The organism is Polynucleobacter sp. JS-Safj-400b-B2 (assembly GCF_018881975.1).
Classification (GTDB): Bacteria; Pseudomonadota; Gammaproteobacteria; order Burkholderiales; family Burkholderiaceae; genus Polynucleobacter.
On the sequence record NZ_JACVPJ010000003.1, the window covers coordinates 194013 to 214037 of the forward strand.

A 20025-nucleotide genomic window follows, 5' to 3' on the forward strand; every position below is an offset into this window, starting at 1 on the left:
GAAATGATCTATCAATTTCGCTCAAAGGCTGGTCCAGATGTCATCATGCTGGCGGATCTGACTAAACGAATTTTTGATATTTTAGGGCGTACTCTAGAACCTCGCGGCATCCTGACTGTGGAGCAACTTCCAGCCCTGATTACCGCACTGGAAACCGCCATCCTAAAAGATCTCGAGGAAAGGGCTAAGGCAAATGATGAAGCCGAGAATGGCGCTGAGAAGCCCAAGCTAGCCGATCGTCTTGGACAGCGAGCCTACCCATTCCTAGAGCTGATGAAGCAGGCTAAAGCGAAAGACGAACCCGTTATGTGGGGCGTTTAATCTATCAAGCTCGCTAGCTGGCGACGGGTATCTTCAATACTTTGACCGCGGCGTTTGGCTAAGTCTTCAACCTGATCATCCGATAGCTTGCCTACATTAAAGTAGCGCGCATCCGGATGCGCCAAATAGAAACCGCTCACGCTAGAAGCTGGATTCATGGCCATCGACTCAGTGAGCGTCATGCCAATATCTTCAGAGCCAATCACACGTAACAAATCTTCTTTGACCTCATGAGCTGGACAGGCTGGGTAACCAGGTGCTGGACGAATACCGCGATATTCCTCATTAATCATCTGATCATTAGTCAAAATCTCGTCAGTTGCGTAACCCCAAAGATCAGTACGAACGCGATAGTGCATTAATTCAGCAAAAGCCTCTGCTAAGCGATCTGCTAAAGCCTTCAACATAATGGCACTGTAGTCATCATGTTTCGCCTGAAATTCAGCAACTTTCTTTTCAACACCATGACCAGTAGTAACTGCAAAACAGCCAAGGTAATCAGAAACGCCAGACTCTTTTGGCGCAACGTAATCAGCCAAGCAGCGATTGGGTCTACGTACGCCATCCACTACAGGACGTTCTGATTGTTGACGCAAGTTGTGCCATACAAATAAAGGATGCTGACGTGCTTCATCGCTATACAGAACAATATCGTCACCTACTGTATTGGCTGGATAAAACGCAACTACTGCATCGGCTTGTAGCCATTGTCCCTTAATGAGTTTGTCGAGTAAGGCTTGCGCGTCTGCATACACTTTACGCGCCTCAACACCAACCACTTCATCATCCAAAATTGCTGGGAACTTACCTGCCAAGTCCCAAGTCTGAAAGAAAGGTGTCCAATCGATATATTTAGCTATATCACCAAGTGCAAAGTTTTTAAATATGCGACGGCCAATAAACTTTGGCTTCTCGGGAACATAAGCAGACCAATCAATCATTTCGCGATTCTTACGCGCAGCTGCTAAAGAGATGGTTGGCGCAGCTTTCTTATTGGCATGCTGTTCACGAATGCGCACATAGTCATCACGCATATCTTGAATAAATTTCTTGGAGCTTTCATCTGAAAGCAAGCTAGAGGCCACAGATACTGAACGGGATGCATCCGGCACATACACCACTGGACCATCATAGTGAGGCGCAATCTTCACGGCAGTGTGAACACGTGAGGTTGTTGCGCCACCAATCATCAAAGGAATTTGACGCTCTCGGAACCAATCATCCCGCTGCATCTCTTGTGCAACGTAAGTCATCTGTTCTAAAGAAGGTGTAATCAAACCAGATAAACCAACAATATCGGCATTCTCTTCCTTGGCGCGCTTAAGAATCTCCGCACAAGGAACCATCACACCCATATTAGCTACTTCAAAGTTATTACATTGCAGCACCACGGTCACAATATTTTTACCGATATCGTGTACGTCACCTTTAACGGTGGCCATGACAATCTTGCCCTTAGCTTTGGCTTCGCCACCTGCTGCAATATGTTGACGCTTTTCTTCCTCAATGTAAGGAATCAAAATAGCAACCGCCTGCTTCATCACCCGCGCACTTTTGACCACTTGAGGCAAGAACATCTTGCCGGCGCCAAACAAGTCGCCAACGACGTTCATCCCGTCCATGAGCGGGCCTTCAATCACCTCAATTGGTCTGCCACCCGCGCCCATGATTTCAGCGCGCAACTCTTCAGTATCTTCTTCAATAAAAGTAGTAATACCATGCACCAGGGCATGCGTTAGGCGCTCACGCACTGGAGCTTCTCGCCACACTAGGTTCTCGACCTGCTTGGCGCCACCGCCCTTAAATAGATCGGCAATATCGAGCAAACGCTCAGTTGGTGTTTTACCCTCTTTTTCTTTAAAGCGATTGAGAACAACGTCCTCAACACGCTCACGCAACTCAGGATCTAAATCGGCATAGACGCCTAATTGACCAGCATTCACAATACCCATGTCCATACCAGCCTGAATGGCGTGATACAGAAACACCGTGTGAATCGCTTCGCGGACACGATCATTGCCGCGGAATGAGAAGCTTACATTGGAAACACCACCACTTACTTTGGCGCCCGGCAGATTTTCTTTAATCCAGCGAGTCGCATTAATAAAGTCGACCGCATAGTTGTCATGCTCTTCAATACCAGTAGCGATTGCAAAAATATTCGGATCAAAAATAATGTCTTCAGCAGGAAAGCCAATTTCATTTACCAAGATCTCATAGCAACGCTGACAGATCTCTGTCTTACGTTTAAATGTATCCGCTTGTCCTGCCTCATCAAATGCCATCACCACGGATGCGGCACCATAACGACGAATTAGGCGCGCCTGATGTCTGAAAGGCTCTTCGCCCTCTTTTAGGGAGATTGAGTTAACAATAGGCTTACCTTGAATACATTTCAAACCCGCTTCAATGACGCTCCATTTAGAGGAGTCGATCATGATTGGAACGCGTGCAATATCGGGCTCGGATGCAATCAAGTTCAAGAAGCGTGTCATCGCCGCCTCTGAATCAAGCATCGCTTCATCCATATTGATGTCGATAACTTGTGCACCATTCTCAACCTGCTGACGCGCTACTACGAGCGCTTCATCAAATTGATTATTCAAAATCATGCGAGAAAATGCTTTTGATCCTGTGACATTAGTTCGCTCGCCTATATTGACGAAGCCAACATTGGCAGTCACGTTAAATGGCTCAAGCCCTGAAAGCTTCATTGCTGGTATTACTTTTTTCTCTATCTTACTCATGACAAAGCCTCTGCATTCTCGCGATAAAAGGCGCGAGGCTTGCGTTTGGCAACAGCGTTAGCAATTGCGCGAATGTGATCAGGCGTAGTACCGCAGCAACCACCAACCAAATTAACTAAACCGTCTTTAGCAAAACCATCAACTAAGCTAGAAGTAATTTCAGGCGTCTCATCAAAGCCAGTATCACTCATCGGATTAGGCAAGCCTGCATTGGGGTAGCAGGAAACTGCGGCATCGCAGATGCGTGCGAGCTCTGCAATATAAGGGCGCATTAGTGCGGCACCTAATGCACAGTTCAAACCGAAAGTGAGGGGCTTAATGTGGCGCAAGCTATTCCAGAATGCTTCCACTGTTTGACCAGACAAAATACGACCAGATGCATCTGTCACTGTTCCAGAAATCATCACAGGCAAGCGTTCGCCAGTCTCTTCAAAAAATTCATCGAGGGCAAACAATGCTGCTTTAGCATTGAGGGTATCAAAAATAGTTTCGACTAAAAATAAATCCACGCCACCAGCAAATAATCCTTCGATCTGCTCACGATACGAAGCACGCAAAGCATCAAAGGTTACATTGCGCGCACCTGGATCATTAACATCCGGTGAAATACTTGCCGTCTTTGGTGTAGGCCCGATCGCGCCCGCAGCAAAACGCGGTCTTTCTGGGGTGCTGTATTTTTCACAAGCTGCACGCGCTAATTTGGCGGAGACCTCATTCATCTCACGAGCCAAGCCGGCCATTTTGTAATCTTCTTGAGCAACTGAGGTTGCGCCAAAAGTATTGGTTTCAATAATGTCCGCGCCAGCATCTAAATACTGCTCATGAATCTTGCTAATAATTTGTGGCTGAGTCAAAACCAAGAGCTCATTGTTGCCTTTGATATCCCCAGGGTGATCAGCAAAACGGATATTTCCTGGTAAGCCGCGATAGTCAGCTTCGGTTAACTTGTATTGCTGAATCATGGTGCCCATGGCGCCATCCAAAATAAGGATGCGCTGCTTTAATAGCTCAGGAAGCTTTTGACCGCGGGTATAGGGCTGGGACAAACCATTAGATTGCATTGTTAAACCGGGGATAATCTCTAGAATCCCTTATTCTATTGGAAAAGCCACTTTTCATTTACCTCGGAGCCCTTATGTTTGGAACTATTCCAGAATTCAATCAAAGCCTAGATATGTTTAAGACCATGTGGGGACAAGGTGCCGCAGGTCAAGCAGGGCAATTCCCCTTTACGGCAGATGCCTCTAAGGCTGCCGGCGGCTTTGCTTCAGCTTTTCCTGGCTTAGATGTGGATGAGCTTGAAAAGCGCATTAAAGACCTTAAAAGTGTCGAAAACTGGCTCAATTTGAACCTCAACATCCTCAAGTCGACCATTCAGGGGCTAGAAGTTCAGCACGCCACCATGATGGCCCTTAAGTCCTTTGGCGATGCTGTCTCAGCAGCTAGTTCAGCAGCCAGCTCACCAAGCACCCCCAAAGAAGAGCCTAAGACTAAAACGACTAGCGCTAAACCGCGGAAAACCGCAACACGCCGTCCTCGCAAAGTTGGCGATGCAACTTTCCTCGACGAAGTAGGTAATTCAGATGAGCAATAGCCTCGCCCATCGCAAACGTGAGTTGATGAATATCTAGTTCACGTTTAAATAAAACCGGCACAATCTCTCTAGCATGTGCCGGTTTTTTACATGCACTCAAGGTATCGGCCAAGCGATCATCATGATGGGCTTTGAGTTGCGCAACACGCGGCCTGATTCCGGTAAATGGTTTGCCATGGGATGGAAGTACTAAGGCATCCTCAGGTAACGCTAAATATTTTTCGATAGATTCTAAATACAATCCCAGAGGATCCGCATCCGGATCAGCGTCATAAACACTCACATTCGTCGAGATGCGTGGCAACAACATGTCTCCAGAGATCAACACTCCTAGTTCTTTGCAAAAAAGAGAAGCATGTTCAGGCGCATGTCCATAGCCCATGATGAATTGCCAAGCACGACCACCAATCGAAATCGATTCGCCATCAATAATGCGACGATATTGACGTGGTACCCCAGGAACCATATTGCTGTAGTAATTTGAACGCCCCCGAATTTTTTCTAAGTCCTCAGGAGTTGTTAAGCCATGTTTTTGAAAATGATCTGCAGAACCACCGCTACCTGCACGTGAACCAACTGCAGCACCACCCTCTTTGCAACTTAACCATTGAGCAGTTAAATAATCTGTCATAGAAATCCACATAGGGACATTCCACTTCTCGCATAGCCACTGCGATAAACCCACATGGTCAGGATGCATGTGGGTCACAATGACACGCAAGACTGGCATGCTCTCTAGCTGGGTAGCAAACACCTGCTCCCACGAAGCCTTTGTCTCATCATTGGCGATACCACAGTCCACAATCGTCCACCCCGCAACACCATCAATCTCATCGCGTAATAGCCAAAGATTAATGTGATCCAAAGCAAAAGGCAGGCGCATTCTGATCCAGCGAACACCAGGCGCAACCTCGATTGTGCTGCCCACTTCCGGAAGCAGGTCACCTAATGGATAATGAACAGTAGCTTTTGCACTTGCATGGTTTTGAGTGTTCATGGCTTCGTATTATTTAATTATTTTTACTTCTAGGTTAGCTTTGACAACAGTTCCATCGCCCTGCATTAATTGGTGTGACATGAATCCTGAAAATGGTTACTGTCGTGGGTGTTATCGTACCTTGAATGAAATCGCTGACTGGTCAGAACTAACGAATCCTGAAAAACTTGAGGTTTTGGCCGAACTACCTAGTCGAAAACCCCAAGCATCACAGTAAAACTAATATTTATTTCTTTATTTATTGACGTCGACAATCAAACGTCCACGAACATTACCCGCCATTAATTCTTGTGCGTATTTGATCGACTCCTCAAGCGTAATCTCATGTGAGATTTCATCTAAAGTTTTCAAATCCACTAACTTACTTAATTGCTCATAGGCAGCAATGCGTTTTGCACGTGGCACAGTCACGCTATTGATGCCATACAAAGTTACGCCACGCAAAATAAATGGCGCAACCGAAGAAGGAAAATCCATGCCCTGAGCTAATCCACAGGCTGCAACTGCACCATCACTCTTAGTCTGTGCACAAGCGTTAGCTAAAGTATGGCTACCTACGCTGTCAACCACAGCAGCCCAACGCTCTTTTGCCAACGGCTTACCAGGAGCAGATAAAGTAGCGCGATCAATGACTTCGGCTGCACCCAATTTCTTTAAGTAATCCGCCTCAGCCATACGTCCTGTGCTGGCAACCACTGTGAAACCAAGCTTACTCAGGAGCGCAATTGCAAAGCTACCAACGCCACCAGCTGCGCCAGTCACCAAGACCTCGCCATCACTAGGCTTAAGTCCATGCTTTTGTAATGCCATGATGCAGAGCATGGCGGTATAGCCTGCAGTGCCAATGGCCAATGCTTGTTTGGCTGTAAATCCCTTTGGTAGAGGAATCAGCCAATCAGCCTTGACACGAGCCTGTTGACCCAAGCCACCCCAATGCCCTTCACCCACTCCCCAGCCATTGAGAAGTACCATATCGCCTGCCTTGAAGTCAGGACTAGAGCTTTCCATCACTTCACCAGCAAAATCGATACCCGGCACCATTGGAAAGCTTCGAATGACTGGACCTTTGCCAGTAATGGCAAGGCCATCCTTATAGTTGAGCGTGGAATACAGGACTTTTACACGAACATCGCCCTCTGGGAGGCTGGCCTCATCTACCTGGGCTAACTCTGCGCGATAACCCTGATCATCCTTATTTACCAATATTGCTTTAAACATGTCTCTTCCTTTTAGAACGAGGTATTTTCCCCGCAACAATTGCCTAATAGGTTTATCCTAACGAGCATTGCTGATTATGGAGGTTTCCATGAAAAAAATTCTACTATTAACTACGATTTCTGGCTTGCTGCTCTCTGGCTGTTATTTCACCCAAATTAACATGTCCATGGGCAATATGCGCCTTATTTCCTCTAGCGCTGCGCCACAGGATGTCATGGATTTCGCCACCAAGACCTGTAAAGACGATTTTTATGAGGGAGCCAGCTTTCTATCAAAAGCAGGTAAAGAATATCGCTTCAAGTGCGTAAAAGCTGAAGAAAACGAAATCTTGATTCCTATTCCTGGCACAACAATTACCGCTACAGCAAAAGCTGAAGCCAAATAAGTAAAGACTAATGACTCCATTCACCTCACAAGAGCTACGCAAAGGTTTTGCATCATTTGCTACTGGGGTCACTGTCATTACCTGCCTCGATGAGGAAAACAATCCTCATGGCATTACGATTAGCTCCTTTAATACCGTCTCGCTAGAACCCCCGCTGATTCTCTGGAGTCTAAAGAAGCATTCGCGGCTAATGCCTTGGGTTGAGCTTGGCAAGAAACATCTCATTCACGTTCTAGAGCGCTCTCAAGAGAATTTAGCAATGCACTTTGCCACAGTGAAGACCGATCAATTTAAGACGGTGGATCACAAGCTGGCGGCTAGCGGACTTACCCAGATTGATCATTGCGTTGCTTATTACGAATGTGAAACTGTTTGCGTTCACATTGGCGGCGATCACAACATCATTGTTGCCAAAGTAATTAACTTAAAAAATCATCCTGAACGAGAGCCGCTCATTTTTGCGCGCAGCCAATTTATTGGCCTTGATTTCTCGGAAACTAAAGCTAGCTAATTCGAATTAATCTCACAAGGAAATGCCATGATGCGTTTATGGGGTCGTAAAAGTTCTATTAACGTTCAAAAAGTATTGTGGTGCCTTGCTGAGCTTGGACTAAAAGAAGGCAAAGACTTTGAACGTATCGATGCCGGCCTTCAATTTGGAATCAATAACACGCCAGAGTTTTTAAAACTCAATCCCAATGGCTTAGTGCCGACGCTACAAGATGGAGAAGTAGTGCTTTGGGAATCTAATACCATCATGCGCTACTTAGCCCGTCAGCATGATCAGGCTGGGCGCTTTACTACTGATATCAGAACTCAGTACGAATCCGAGAAATGGATGGATTGGCAATTGGGTACGATGTGGCCAGCGCTACGGATTGCATTTCTGGGCCTCACCAGAACACCAGAGGAGGAACGTAAATACGAATCCATTCTCAAGGGATATCAAGAAACTAATCGACTACTGGGATTACTAGATCAAACATTATCTAAGAAAAGCTATTGCGCGGGAAATCAATTTCAGGCTGGCGATATTGTTCTAGCTCTGTGTGTCAGCCGTTGGATTCTTCTAAATCAGACCTTTCCACAACATACTGGCGAGCGTGCAGTCCTTAAGAATATTGATGCTTGGATGAAGCGATTAGAAAGAGAAACCTGCTTTAACGATATTGTTGAAAAAGAACTCAATATCGTTAAATAGTTTTTCTTTTACTCGTTACTGTTGTTTAAATTTCTTGGCGTGGTGATCAGCGCCAATAAATAAGTACATTGCCGGCACCACAAAGAGTGTGAACAATGTCCCGATCGATAGGCCTGTAAAGATCACGATACCCATTGATTTACGCCCTGCAGCACCAGCTCCTGAAGCGATCACCAAAGGAAGTACCCCTAAAACCATCGCAGCAGTCGTCATCAAAATAGGGCGTAAACGAACGCTACTTGCCTCAACGATGGCATCGAGTTTACTGCGGCCGGCCTCCTGAAGTTCATTAGCAAACTCCACAATCAAAATACCGTGCTTACTAATCAAACCCATGAGCGTGACCAGCCCAACCTGTGTATAAACGTTCAGGGTCGTGAACCCCAGATTAATAAAGATCAAGGCGCCAAATAAGGCTAGTGGCACAGAAACCAAAATTACAATCGGGTCACGGAAGCTTTCAAACTGTGCCGCAAGTACCAAGAACACAATCAGAATCGCAAAGAACATGGTGACTAAGAAGCCGCCAGACTCAGCCATAAATTGGCGTGAAGGGCCGGCGTAGTCCATGCTATAGCCATTAGGTGCAACCTCTTTCAAGGTCTGGCGCATGAACTCCAATAAATCGGCCTGCGAAATAAATGGGGTGCTCACACCCGAGATCGTCGCAGAGTTTAATTGCTGGAAGTGATTAATCGACTGCGGCACAACTCTTTGCTTGATTGTTGCGATAGTACGTGCCTGAACCATAGCGCCACTTGGCGTACGAATATAGTAGTCCAAGATTTGATCAGGGTTCAAACGATCAACTTGTTTGACCTGTGGAATCACGCGGTAAGAGCGTCCAGCTACTGAGAAGTAATTAACGTAACCACCACCTAATGCCGCAGAGAGTGCTGCGCCAACTTGTTGCTGAGTCATGCCTAAAGCCGCTACTTTTTCTCGATCAATCTCCAATACATCTTGTGGCTTATCAATCTTGAGATCAGAATCCACGAAAAAGAAATTGCCACTGCGGCGTGCTTTATCAAGGACTGCTTGCGACACTTCATTTAAAGCCGCATAAGATTCGGTGGTATTGATGACTACCTGTACTGGTAAGCCTTGCGCTCCCGGTAATGCTGGAAATTGAAAGGCTGCAACGCGTGCGCCTGCAATGCTATTCCACTTCTGCTGCATATCTTCTTGGAACTTGGTTGCATTGCGATTGCGTTCACCCCAGTCTTTAAGCAAGATACCGCCAAAACTAGATGTTGGACTCGTAATCTGAAAAGCCTGTTCGTATTCTGGTTCTGCGGCAGCAATCGCGTAGATTTGATCTGCATAAGTCTGCATTTGATTAACCGTACTATTGGGAGGCCCTGATGCTTGCATCAAAACGATTCCTTGATCTTCTGTTGGCGCTAGTTCTCCCCACGCAGTTGCATACAAATAGGCAACCCCACCTAATAGAATGACACCCATCACGATGATGACTTGCCATGTACTTAAGAGGTCACGCAAAGTTGTTTGATAGCTGTGATGTACTTTATCGAAAATGCGATCAATCTTTTGTACAAACGGTGAGGCCTCTTGCTCTTCGGTAAAGATGCGAGAACACATCATGGGTGACAGCGTTAAGGCAATTAATCCCGAAACGGCTACAGCACTAGCCAAAGTAAATGCGAATTCAGTAAATAGCGCACCTGTTAATCCACCCTGAAAGCCAATCGGGATATACACCGCAATCAGCACTACGGTCATTGCCAAAATAGGTCCGCCTAATTCGCGGGCAGCGATTAAAGAAGCCTCTAGCGGAGACTTACCCTCTTTCATATGACGGTCAACGTTCTCCACCACAATGATGGCGTCATCAACCACCAATCCAATTGCCAATACCAAAGCCAAGAGGGTAAGCAGGTTAATTGAATAACCTAGAACTTGCATCAGAAAAAAGGTGCCAATCAATGACAGAGGCATTGCAATCACTGGAACAGCTACGGCACGAGCACTACCCAAGAAAAGGTAGATCACCACAGTCACAATCACTAAAGCCTCTAATAAAGTAGAGACCACTTCATCAATAGAGCTGGTAATAAATTTGGTGGAGTCGTAAACAATCTTGCCTGTCATGCCAATTGGCAATTGTTTCTGAATATCAGGCACCACATCTCGTACTCGCTGAGCCACATCTAATAGGTTAGCCTGAGGAGCAACCTTAATTGCAATAAAAACCGACTTCTTGCCGCTGAAAGCAACGTTAGTGTTGTAGTCCTCAGACCCCAAAGTGACTGTAGCCACTTGATCTAGGTAAACAATATTCACGCCATCTTTTTTAATGACCAACTTCCGAAACTCTTCAAGGGTATGCAAATCGGTTCCAGCAACCAGGTCAACCGATACCATCTCACCCTTAGTGCTGCCAACTGCCGATAGATAATTATTGGCTGCCATGGCGCTATAGACGTCGTCAGCACCCACACCCATACCAGCCATCTTCTCGCGGTCTAGCCAAGCACGTAAGGCAAACTTTCGACCGCCAGTGATTTCTGCATTCTGAACCCCCTCTACTGAGTCTAGTTTTGGCTTTACAACACGCAATAGATAATCGGTAATGGCATTGTTAGGAATTTCATCGCTATAAAAACCCATATACATAGCAGCAGTAGATTGACCAACCTGCACTGTCAAAATAGGTTGCTGCGCCTGAGGTGGCAGCTGATTCTTTACTGCGCTAATTTGAGTCTGTATCTGCGTTAATGCCGCGTTGGAGTCATAGTTCAACTTCAATGTTGCAACAATAGTCGAAACCCCGCTCACGCTGGCGGATGATAGGTAATCAATACCTTGTGCCTGAGCTATTGAAGCCTCCAAAGGCTGAGTAATAAAGCCTGCAATTGTTTCAGGATCGGCGCCATAGTAGGCCGTAGTAATTGTCACAATCGCATTTTGCGTTTGCGGATATTGATTTACCGGCAAAGAACCAATTGCCTTCAGACCAAATACTAAGACAAGAGCGCTCACCACCAGGGAGAGCACCGGTCTACGGATGAATATGTCAGTCCAATTCATCTGCTATTTATTCCTGCGGCTTTGGATCAGGTGAGTTTGCTGGCTGCACCTTGTTATTAATAATCAGTGGAGTGCCATTCTTAAGCTTCAGCTGGCCACTGGTAACAACCGTTGCACCTTCATCAACACCCTTCAAAATAGCTACTTGATCGCCGCGAGTTAATCCAGTGATTACAAATACCTGTTGCGCTTCAAGGGCTGGGTTACCTTGTTTATCTTTTTTGCCAGTTGGCTTAGCAATAAAGATGGTTGATCCGTAGGGGTTATAGGTTACTGCCGTCTGCGGCAAGGTCAGGTACTTCGCTTGATCGCCCAGCTTGATATTTACATTAGCAAACATGCCCGGCAGAATTTTCTTATCTGGATTTGCGAGCTGCGCCTCTACCTGAATATTACGAGTGTTGGTATCTACTTTTGGACTAACCGCTGTAATCTTGCCGGTAAAGCTGGCGTCCTTAAATGCATCTGTTGTCACGATAACTTCTTGGCCAACCTGAATTTGCTCAGCATTATTTTGTGGCAGGTTGAAATCTACAAAAATTGGATCAAGAGTTTGCAGTGTGAGTAGCTTATCGCCAGGATTAACATACTGGCCTGGATTAATCGACACGATACCAACACGCCCACTAAATGGTGCTTTGAGATTTTTCTTTGCTACTAATGCTATTTGCTGCTCAACCTGAGCTTGTTTAGATTTAGAATCGGCCGCGCTTGTATCAAATACGTTTTTACTAATTGCCTGAATCGCTAACTGCTGTCTATCGCGCTCGTTGATTACCTTTGCGAGATCAGCCACTGCTTTTAAAGAATTTAACTGAGCAATATCAGATGCATCATTCAATTTGATGAGGAGCTCGCCTTCTTTAACATCCTGGCCAGACTTTACAGGTACTGATTGCACTAAGCCTCCCAGCTCCGTGCTGAGTTCAACGCCTCTAAATGCACGGACATTGCCAACGCTCGTTAACTTTGGCTGCCATTCAGAAGTAGTAACGACCAGCGTAGATACTGTTGCAGGCGGCAAACCCATGCCAGCAATGAAATGCTTAATCATGAATGTCTTCAACTGATTAAAAGCGAATATCAAACCCAACAATAGGAGTACTCCACAAAGCATGATGATCATGCGACGTTGCAGGGGCTCCATAGCCATTAACTTCTCATGCGCTTTAGTGCTGCGCCACTTTTGACCCATGCGTGCCCAAAAAGCCTTTGCTTTTGCCCAAAGAGCAATCACTCTCTCACGCAATTTCCATTCAATCGCCTTTCGTTGCATCCATGCCCATAAGGCAAGAATCAAAACAATAAGCTTGTTCTTAATTTTTTCCAGAAGTTTCATTTTGATCTTTGTTCGCTATGTCTTTTGGTTTAAATGCAGGGCCTTCACGATTCCACCAGCCACCGCCGAGCGCTGCAAATAAAGCTGCCGTATCCGAGAAGCGAGTTGCTTGTGCTGCAACGGATTTCACTTTTGCTTGTTGATACTGATTTTGGTAATAAAGAACTGCCAGATAACTCGCCGTACCAAGCTTGTACTGCTGCTGTACTAGGTCTAAAGTCTCATAGGCATAGCGCTCAGCATCAGATGCTGCCTTGAGTGCTTGCGCGCCAGTCTCGAGTGCGCGCAATGCGTTTGCTACTTCTTGAAATGCACTTAAGACTGTTGCTTGATATTGAAATGCTGCCAACTCATAGTTGGCAATCGCACCGCGACGCTGCGCCAACAAAGCTCCACCTTGAAAGAGGGGCTGTAAGATTCCCCCACCAAGAGTCCATAAGGCAGAGTTTGGCCCAAATAATCCATTTGAAGTTAATGCAGCTGCTCCAATCGATCCAGTAATATTAAATTGGGGCAATAAATTGGCTGTTGCAACACCCACAAAAGCATTCTGCGCCTTTAACTGTGCTTCGGCAGCGCGCACATCGGGACGCTGGCGTACTAAGCTTGATGGCACCGATAGAGGTAACTTTTCCGGCAATTGTAAATTTGCAAGATCAAACTTCGCAATATTGGCATTGCTTGGAATCTCTCCTACCAAGACCGCCAACTGATTGCGCGCAAATGCGAGATTTCTCTCATAATTAAATAGATCTACTTGAGAATTAGATACTAAGGTTCGTTGTGAAGTGACATCAACCTTAGAAACAGTACCAATCGCTAACTGCTTTTCCGTCACTTCAGCAAGATTAGTTTGGGCTTTCAGAATTTCTTCTGTAGCTTGCATCTGTGCTCGTAGTGCTGCCTCTTTAACAGCACTTGTCACTACGTTAGCAGTGAGTGAAAGATAGGCGCCCTCCAGCTGAAACTGTGCAACTTCTGCTTGAGCGCGAGCACCTTCAACCGCTCTACGTGCACCACCAAAGACATCCAACCTATACGTTACATTGACTGTAGCGTTGTATAGGTTATAAGTATCAGTGCCATAGTTCAAGCCATAAACGGCTGAAGGCTGTTTCTGTCTGATTGCGTTTGCACCAACACCAACCGCCGGAAAGTATTGGCTGCCAATTTGTGCGTTGACATTTTCTTGAGCGGCACGCAATGCTGCGTCAGCAGCACCTAAAGTTGGATTCTGCTCGAGCGCTCTTTTAATAAGTGCATCAAGTTCAGGAGATTTATAGAGTTCCCACCATTGCGCTTCAATCTCAGCACCTTCAACAAACTCTTGATTGCTACCCCCGGGAACACCAGGCGCAGTGACTAGCTTTTTAGATAAGGTAGTTTCTGTATAAGAAGAAGTCTTAGGCGCTTCAGGTTGCTTAAAGTCTGGCCCAACTACGCACGCAGACAGTGCGCCTGCACAAATCAACAGAAGCAAATGCAAACGGGAAAGTGGGGGTATCGATAAAAACATGAGTTGCAACAAATATCCTCTTTTACAGGAGTTATTTGAACACACAAATGCAACCAGGGCTTCGTAAAGCCCTGATTTATCTAATGAATTTTGTACACAACTTGATGCGAATGTCAAACAAGTGAAAATTTATTCGACCGTAACGCTCTTTGCTAGGTTTCTAGGCTTATCAACATCGGTGCCGCGCGCGCATGCGGTGTGATAAGCCAATAGCTGCAGAGGAACAACGTGCAATATTGGCGAGAGGTTGCCATAGTGCTCAGGCAACTTAATGACATGGATGCCGTCGCCACTAGAGATATGACTATCTTGATCGGCAAATACATAAAGTTTGCCGCCACGCGCTTTAACTTCCTGCATATTGGACTTTAGCTTTTCCAATAGAATGTTATTAGGCGCAATAGTAACCACGGGCATCTTATCTGTCACTAAAGCTAGCGGCCCATGCTTCAACTCACCAGCCGGATAAGCTTCAGCGTGAATATAAGAAATCTCTTTTAACTTCAATGCGCCCTCAAGCGCAATTGGGTAATGCATTCCACGACCAAGGAATAATGCATTTTCACATTTAGAAAAAGCATCGCTCCAAGCAATGATTTGCGGCTCAAGGGCAAGGACAGCATGAAGTGCTTTTGGTGAATGGCGCAATTCCCGTAGTAATTCTTTTTCTTTTTCAGCAGAAATTCTGCCATTGCGTTTTGCAACAGAAACCGCCAAAAGATAAAGCGCTAAAAGTTGTGTAGTAAATGCTTTGGTTGAAGCAACGCCAATTTCAGTGCCAGCCTTAGTCAAGAAATGCCAATCAGTTTCACGAACCATGGCACTACTTGCCACATTACAGATTGCTAAGGTGTACCTATGACCTAAGCTTTTGGCATGACGTAATGCTGCGAGAGTATCCGCCGTCTCCCCAGATTGTGAAACCACAACAATCAAGGTGTTTGGATTAGGCACAGTTGTGCGGTAACGATACTCACTTGCAATTTCTACTTGAGTTGGAATTCCTGCAATATCCTCTAACCAATATTTGGCAACGCATGCAGAGTAGTAACTTGTGCCACAGGCCAATATTAGAATTTGATCAAATGCTTTCCAGCCTTCTAGATTAGCCTCAAATAACTCCGGGCCAAAATGAGCGATATTGGCAAGCGTGTCGCCAATTGCTCTAGGCTGCTCAAATATTTCTTTTTGCATGTAATGCTGATATGGCCCAAGATCAACTGAGTCAGCCTGCGCTGGCATCGGCTTTAACTCTCTTTGAGCGGGCTTGCCAGCTTGATCAGTTACTGCAACGCTATCTGCTTTAAGCACAGCAACATCGCCCTCTTCCAAATACATCATGGAATGAGCGCGTCCCGCCAAAGCCAAAGCATCCGAAGCCAGGAAGTGTTCATGATCGCCAATAGCAACGACTAGAGGAGACCCAACACGGGCACCAACTAGCGTATTTGGATTATCTTGAGCAATCACAGCGATGGCATATGCGCCATGCAATTTAGGTAGCACTTCTTTTACTGACTGAACAATATCTTTTTGGCCACTGGCTACATATTGCTGATGAACTAAATGCGCAATCACTTCAGTATCCGTTTCTGAAGTGAACTCATAGCCAGCAGTTTTTAATTCAGTACGCAGGGTTTCATAGTTTTCGATAATGCCGTTGTGTACAACTGCAATTAAACCCCCAGAAATATGGGGATGTGCATTTTGCGTATCTGGCTTGCCATGAGTGGCCCAACGTGTGTGGGCGATACCCAAAGTACCGAAAAAATCTTTTCCTTGCTCACCTAACTCAGAAACACGCGCAGTAGTTCGGGCTCTTTCAATGGTGTGTTTTGCATCATCACAATTAATCACTGCAAAACCACAAGAATCATATCCGCGGTACTCTAGGCGGCGTAAGCCCTCAACCAAAACATCGACAATGTTTTTATGGGAGGCCGCGCCAACAATACCGCACATTATTTCTTACCCTTTGTAGTTTTTTTAACTGCTTTTTTCACAGTTTTCTTTGCTATTACTTTTTTGGTAGTCGCTTTTTTAGCTATAGCTTTTTTTGTTGGTGCTTTTTTGGCAGAAATCTTTTTTTCTTGCTTTACAGGGCGCTGCCATTGCAATGAAATTTGCTTTGCCCTAGATACAGTCAGTTGGTTTGCCGGCGCATCTTTAGTCAAAGTTGTGCCAGCACCCAATGTAGCGCCACGCCCAACACGTACTGGAGCAACTAGTTGTGTATCTGAGCCAATGAAAACATCATCTTCAATAATGGTCTGATGTTTGTTAACGCCATCATAGTTACAGGTAATGGTGCCAGCACCAATATTGACTCTTGAACCAACAATAGAGTCCCCAACATAAGCCAAATGGTTAGCTTTACTGTTAGCGGCAATTTTGCTGTTCTTCACTTCAACGAAATTACCGATATGTACATCATTTGCTAATTCTGCGCCAGGACGTAAACGAGCATAAGGGCCAATCAACGATTGATTGCCCACTTTTGCGCCGTCTACATGACTGTACGCATGAATAGTTACGCCTTTACCGATCACGCTATTACGAATAACACAATAAGGACCAATCTTTGTACCAGCGTCCAAAGTGACGCAACCTTCGAATACGCAACCAACATCAATTGACACGTCAGTACCGCACTCTAAGGTACCGCGCACATCTATGCGCGCTGGATCAGCTAGCGATACTCCCGCATCCATTAATTGATTAGCAATATTAAGTTGATGCACACGCTCTAGGGCGGCGAGTTGATCGCGGCTATTAACGCCCACAGTCTCAAACTCGTCATCAGCTTGCGTTGTCCGAATAGGGGCACCATCTTTAACTGCCATAGCGATGACATCAGTCAAGTAATACTCACCCTGCGCATTACTTGCACGCAAAGCTTTCAACCATTTCTTTAATGAATTCGTTGGCAAGACCATGATGCCGGTATTAATTTCTTGAATCTCTTTTTGTGCTGCTGTAGCGTCTTTCTCTTCAACAATCTCTTTTACAGAGCCGTCAGCATCACGCACGATACGGCCATAGCCAGTTGGGTTGCTCAGGTTCTGCGTCAACAAAGCTAAAGCAGAATCTTGTCCCCTGACGCCATCAGCCAATTTGACTAATTTAGCCAGCGTCTTTTTTGTAGTGAGCGGGACATCGCCATACAAAACTAATGTTGGCTCATAGAAATCTAATTTAGGTAGGGCTTGCAATAGCGCATGACCCGTTCCTTTTTGCTCAGCTTGGAGAGCGGTCGTCACCTTGCTAAAGCTTGGATCTTCCATGCTAGTGTTTGCTAAGAATAGTTTTACATCTGCTGCACCATGGCCAACAACAACCACTGGTCCACTTTTAGCTTGCTTACTTTGCAGTGAAAGCGCAGTAGCAAGAACATGTTGAAGCAGAGGTTTTCCTGCCAGGGTTTGCAGGACCTTGGGTAGGGCGGATTTCATCCGCTTTCCTTGCCCAGCAGCCAAAATGACGATATTCATAAAGGGGGATTATAAGTCGCCTGAATCATGGTTCCACAGGCTAATTCATCCAATTCAGCCTCATCAATTGCCTTGTCTCCAGAAGACCTGGCGGCAATACCTGATAACTCAGTGGAAATCTCCAGATTTTTGAAATCAAAAGCCTCACCATCCATTAAATGGGATGGCACGATGTGATGCATGGAGCGGAATAAGTTCTCCACCCTGCCCGGATGCTTCTTTTCCCAGTCGCGCAGCATTTCTTTCATCACTTGGCGCTGAAGATTGGGCTGACTCCCACATAAATCACACGGAATAATGGGGAAATTCATATCTGCCGCATAACGTTCAAGCAATTTCTCGGGGACATAAGCCAAGGGGCGAATCACAATATGCTTGCCATCATCTGAGCGCAACTTGGGCGGCATCCCTTTTAGCTTGCCCGCATAAAACATATTGAGCATCAAGGTTTCTAGAATATCATCGCGGTGATGGCCTAAAGCAATCTTCGTTGCGCCTAACTCATCTGCAACACGATACAAAATACCTCGGCGCAAACGTGAGCACAATCCACAGGTAGTTTTACCCTCAGGAATCACACGCTTCACAATGCTGTAAGTATCTTGCTCTTCGATATGATACTGAACGCCCAAGCTCTTCAAATAATTAGGCAATATTTCAGCAGGAAAGTTAGGCTGCTTCTGATCCAAGTTCACTGCAATAATTTCAAAATGAATCGGAGCGCGTTCACGCAACTTCATCAGAATATCGAGCATGGCGTAACTATCTTTTCCGCCTGATACACACACCATCACCTTGTCGCCATCTTCAATCATGCCAAAGTCACCAATGGCCTGACCTACTAAGCGACAGAGCTTTTTCTCTAGCTTATTTTCTTCAAAGACAACTTTACGAATATCGCCCATAAGAGTGCTTTTCTAATTCTTTTTTAAGAGGTCTTTATACGAAATACTTCAACACCCACGGAATGACAATCTGGATATACATCAGGCTTGGCTGTACTTACACGAGCTGCTAATACCTTTGGGTGAAGCAGCATTGCAGTCACAATGTCATCGCAAAACGTTTCCTGTAAATGTATATGGCCCCGAGAAGCCCTAGACTTGATGGTTTCACGCATAAAGTCATAATCCACTACTTCATCCAATTGATCGTTGGTTGGCGTATTTTTTTCCAAGGGAATATATAAATCCACATTGAGGACAACGCGTTGCTCTGCTTTTTTCTCAAAATCATGAACACCAATATTGATATAGATCTCATAGTCCTTGAGAAATAAGCGGCGACAGTCAACAAGAGCAGGATGAGAAAGAATAGCGTGCATGTATATTTACTTTTTAATAATACTTAATTGGTTTTGAACATCACATCACGTGATGATGGCAATAAATGTTGGCCGCCATCGACATATAAGGTGGTTCCGGTAATGGCGCTTGAGTCAGCCAAAAATACTGCTGCCTTTGCAATGTCTGCTGGCGTTGAGGATCTTCCTAGCGGCGTCATTTGATGCGCTTTAGAAAAACCATCAATCGTTTGATCGCCTGATGGTAGAGAAATTCCTGGCGCCAATCCAACTACTCGCAGATGCGGCGCAAAATCCATGGCCAACAATTCAACAGAAGAAAGTAATGCTGCCTTAGATAATGTGTAAGACAAATAATCTGGATTGGGGTTAATTAATTTTTGATCTAACAACTGAATCACTACTGGGATCACATCAAATTTATTTGGCTTGTTTTTTTGATACTCAAACATCAGTTGAGATAACAAAATTGGCGCCGTCAAATTGACCTGCATATGGTCTTGCAAAAGTTTCGCACTCAATGGGGTACTTGAATTGGCACGATCATATTCAAATATCGATGCGTTATTTACCAAGCAAGCTAAATTAGGAAAGGCTCTGCTCACAGCTAAGAAAAGATCTTTGGTGGCAGCCTCATCAGCCAAGTCCGCCTGGAAAGCTTGGGCTTTCACGCCCATCATTTCGATTTCCCTGATGGTTTCTTGGGCCTCTTGCTCAGATCGCCCATAATGAACGGCAACATCCCAGCCCTGACGGGCAAATTGCAAGGCAATTTCTCGACCCAGGCGCTTGGCAGCGCCAGTCACTAAAACTGCTTTCGATTGCTTGGATGGGGGTGTTGAACTAGGGTTCAATTAAATTC

General features: G+C 45.5%; 18 protein-coding genes. 6 read left to right on the plus strand and 12 right to left on the minus strand.

Annotation, left to right across the window (positions count from 1 at the left end; genetic code table 11):
* Positions 1-3: 3 nt before the first annotated feature.
* On the plus strand, positions 4-321 hold the full coding sequence (locus ICN48_RS04800; protein ID WP_216152571.1) for a DUF1840 domain-containing protein: 318 nt from the start codon (positions 4-6) through the stop codon (positions 319-321).
* Here the strand turns inward: ICN48_RS04800 and metH are convergent.
* Both metH and ICN48_RS04810 read right to left on the minus strand, forming a co-directional pair.
* Positions 318-3068, minus strand: coding sequence for a methionine synthase (gene metH / locus ICN48_RS04805; RefSeq protein WP_216152572.1), 2751 nt, complete (start codon positions 3066-3068; stop codon positions 318-320). The two genes, ICN48_RS04800 and metH, sit on opposite strands and share 4 nt — an antisense overlap.
* Entirely contained in the window at positions 3065-4129 is a 1065-nt protein-coding gene (locus ICN48_RS04810; RefSeq protein ID WP_216152573.1) for a homocysteine S-methyltransferase family protein, read from the minus strand. The genes metH and ICN48_RS04810 overlap by 4 nt, the downstream gene beginning before the upstream one ends.
* A gap of 74 nt (positions 4130-4203) precedes the next feature.
* Here ICN48_RS04810 and ICN48_RS04815 point away from each other — a divergent pair, with 74 nt between their 5' ends.
* On the plus strand, positions 4204-4662 hold the full coding sequence (locus ICN48_RS04815) for a PhaM family polyhydroxyalkanoate granule multifunctional regulatory protein (protein WP_216152574.1): 459 nt from the start codon (positions 4204-4206) through the stop codon (positions 4660-4662).
* On the opposite strand, the gene ICN48_RS04820 is transcribed toward ICN48_RS04815, so the two are convergent.
* A complete protein-coding gene (locus ICN48_RS04820) occupies positions 4574-5659 on the minus strand; it encodes an MBL fold metallo-hydrolase (protein ID WP_216152575.1) in 1086 nt (361 codons plus the stop codon). The genes ICN48_RS04815 and ICN48_RS04820 overlap by 89 nt on opposite strands.
* On the opposite strand from ICN48_RS04820, the gene ICN48_RS04825 reads away from it, so the two are divergent.
* Positions 5658-5876: a DUF1289 domain-containing protein gene (locus ICN48_RS04825; protein WP_255539469.1), complete on the plus strand. Its 219-nt coding sequence runs from the start codon at positions 5658-5660 to the stop codon at positions 5874-5876. The two genes, ICN48_RS04820 and ICN48_RS04825, sit on opposite strands and share 2 nt — an antisense overlap.
* A 17-nt stretch (positions 5877-5893) precedes the next feature.
* On the opposite strand, the gene ICN48_RS04830 is transcribed toward ICN48_RS04825, so the two are convergent.
* The gene (locus ICN48_RS04830) at positions 5894-6877 is read right to left on the minus strand and encodes an MDR family oxidoreductase (RefSeq protein WP_216152576.1); all 984 of its coding nucleotides are present in this window, start codon (positions 6875-6877) and stop codon (positions 5894-5896) included.
* A gap of 88 nt (positions 6878-6965) precedes the next feature.
* Here ICN48_RS04830 and ICN48_RS04835 point away from each other — a divergent pair, with 88 nt between their 5' ends.
* From ICN48_RS04835 to ICN48_RS04845, 3 genes are read left to right on the plus strand one after another with little or no spacing between them, the layout of a single operon-like run.
* The gene (locus ICN48_RS04835; protein ID WP_216152577.1) at positions 6966-7262 is read left to right on the plus strand and encodes a hypothetical protein; all 297 of its coding nucleotides are present in this window, start codon (positions 6966-6968) and stop codon (positions 7260-7262) included.
* A 10-nt stretch (positions 7263-7272) separates the two neighbouring features.
* Positions 7273-7773, plus strand: coding sequence for a flavin reductase family protein (locus ICN48_RS04840; RefSeq protein ID WP_216152578.1), 501 nt, complete (start codon positions 7273-7275; stop codon positions 7771-7773).
* Positions 7774-7800: 27 nt separating this feature from the next.
* Positions 7801-8463 carry a glutathione S-transferase family protein gene (locus ICN48_RS04845; RefSeq protein WP_216152579.1) on the plus strand — a complete coding sequence of 221 codons (663 nt, stop codon included), beginning with the start codon at positions 7801-7803 and terminating at the stop codon, positions 8461-8463.
* A 15-nt stretch (positions 8464-8478) separates the two neighbouring features.
* Here the strand turns inward: ICN48_RS04845 and ICN48_RS04850 are convergent, their stop codons facing one another.
* The 8 genes from ICN48_RS04850 to ICN48_RS04885 all read right to left on the minus strand — a co-directional run bounded on the left by ICN48_RS04850 (position 8479) and on the right by ICN48_RS04885 (position 20017).
* Positions 8479-11514 carry an efflux RND transporter permease subunit gene (locus ICN48_RS04850; RefSeq protein WP_216152580.1) on the minus strand — a complete coding sequence of 1012 codons (3036 nt, stop codon included), beginning with the start codon at positions 11512-11514 and terminating at the stop codon, positions 8479-8481.
* Positions 11515-11521: 7 nt separating this feature from the next.
* Entirely contained in the window at positions 11522-12661 is a 1140-nt protein-coding gene (locus ICN48_RS04855) for an efflux RND transporter periplasmic adaptor subunit (protein WP_216152688.1), read from the minus strand.
* Between the two features lie 169 nt (positions 12662-12830).
* Positions 12831-14381, minus strand: a complete 1551-nt coding sequence (locus ICN48_RS04860; RefSeq protein WP_255539470.1) for an efflux transporter outer membrane subunit — start codon at positions 14379-14381, stop codon at positions 12831-12833.
* A 117-nt stretch (positions 14382-14498) separates the two neighbouring features.
* Positions 14499-16331 carry a glutamine--fructose-6-phosphate transaminase (isomerizing) gene (glmS, locus tag ICN48_RS04865; RefSeq protein WP_216152581.1) on the minus strand — a complete coding sequence of 611 codons (1833 nt, stop codon included), beginning with the start codon at positions 16329-16331 and terminating at the stop codon, positions 14499-14501.
* The gene (gene glmU / locus ICN48_RS04870) at positions 16331-17860 is read right to left on the minus strand and encodes a bifunctional UDP-N-acetylglucosamine diphosphorylase/glucosamine-1-phosphate N-acetyltransferase GlmU (protein ID WP_216152582.1); all 1530 of its coding nucleotides are present in this window, start codon (positions 17858-17860) and stop codon (positions 16331-16333) included. Before glmU ends, glmS begins: the two co-directional genes overlap by 1 nt.
* Positions 17857-18765, minus strand: a complete 909-nt coding sequence (ttcA, locus tag ICN48_RS04875) for a tRNA 2-thiocytidine(32) synthetase TtcA (RefSeq protein WP_216152583.1) — start codon at positions 18763-18765, stop codon at positions 17857-17859. The genes glmU and ttcA overlap by 4 nt, the downstream gene beginning before the upstream one ends.
* Before the next feature lie 23 nt (positions 18766-18788).
* On the minus strand, positions 18789-19184 hold the full coding sequence (locus ICN48_RS04880; protein ID WP_216152584.1) for a dihydroneopterin aldolase: 396 nt from the start codon (positions 19182-19184) through the stop codon (positions 18789-18791).
* A 23-nt stretch (positions 19185-19207) separates the two neighbouring features.
* Complete coding sequence (locus tag ICN48_RS04885; RefSeq protein WP_216152585.1) at positions 19208-20017, minus strand: SDR family oxidoreductase; 810 nt, start codon at positions 20015-20017, stop codon at positions 19208-19210.
* Positions 20018-20025: the final 8 nt, after the last annotated feature.

Bases quoted from the DNA above. Each gene is read 5' to 3' on its own strand.
- glmS (WP_216152581.1), bottom strand. From the start codon at position 16,331: ATGTGCGGTATTGTTGGCGCGGCCTCCCATAAAAACATTGTCGATGTT.
- metH (WP_216152572.1), bottom strand. From the start codon at position 3,068: ATGAGTAAGATAGAGAAAAAAGTAATACCAGCAATGAAGCTTTCAGGG.
- ttcA (WP_216152583.1), bottom strand. From the start codon at position 18,765: ATGGGCGATATTCGTAAAGTTGTCTTTGAAGAAAATAAGCTAGAGAAA.
- ICN48_RS04835 (WP_216152577.1), top strand. From the start codon at position 6,966: ATGAAAAAAATTCTACTATTAACTACGATTTCTGGCTTGCTGCTCTCT.
- ICN48_RS04845 (WP_216152579.1), top strand. From the start codon at position 7,801: ATGATGCGTTTATGGGGTCGTAAAAGTTCTATTAACGTTCAAAAAGTA.
- ICN48_RS04800 (WP_216152571.1), top strand. From the start codon at position 4: ATGATCTATCAATTTCGCTCAAAGGCTGGTCCAGATGTCATCATGCTG.
- ICN48_RS04855 (WP_216152688.1), bottom strand. From the start codon at position 12,661: ATGGAGCCCCTGCAACGTCGCATGATCATCATGCTTTGTGGAGTACTC.
- ICN48_RS04810 (WP_216152573.1), bottom strand. From the start codon at position 4,129: ATGCAATCTAATGGTTTGTCCCAGCCCTATACCCGCGGTCAAAAGCTT.
- glmU (WP_216152582.1), bottom strand. From the start codon at position 17,860: ATGAATATCGTCATTTTGGCTGCTGGGCAAGGAAAGCGGATGAAATCC.
- ICN48_RS04850 (WP_216152580.1), bottom strand. From the start codon at position 11,514: ATGAATTGGACTGACATATTCATCCGTAGACCGGTGCTCTCCCTGGTG.
- ICN48_RS04840 (WP_216152578.1), top strand. From the start codon at position 7,273: ATGACTCCATTCACCTCACAAGAGCTACGCAAAGGTTTTGCATCATTT.
- ICN48_RS04825 (WP_255539469.1), top strand. From the start codon at position 5,658: ATGGCTTCGTATTATTTAATTATTTTTACTTCTAGGTTAGCTTTGACA.
- ICN48_RS04815 (WP_216152574.1), top strand. From the start codon at position 4,204: ATGTTTGGAACTATTCCAGAATTCAATCAAAGCCTAGATATGTTTAAG.
- ICN48_RS04880 (WP_216152584.1), bottom strand. From the start codon at position 19,184: ATGCACGCTATTCTTTCTCATCCTGCTCTTGTTGACTGTCGCCGCTTA.
- ICN48_RS04820 (WP_216152575.1), bottom strand. From the start codon at position 5,659: ATGAACACTCAAAACCATGCAAGTGCAAAAGCTACTGTTCATTATCCA.
- ICN48_RS04830 (WP_216152576.1), bottom strand. From the start codon at position 6,877: ATGTTTAAAGCAATATTGGTAAATAAGGATGATCAGGGTTATCGCGCA.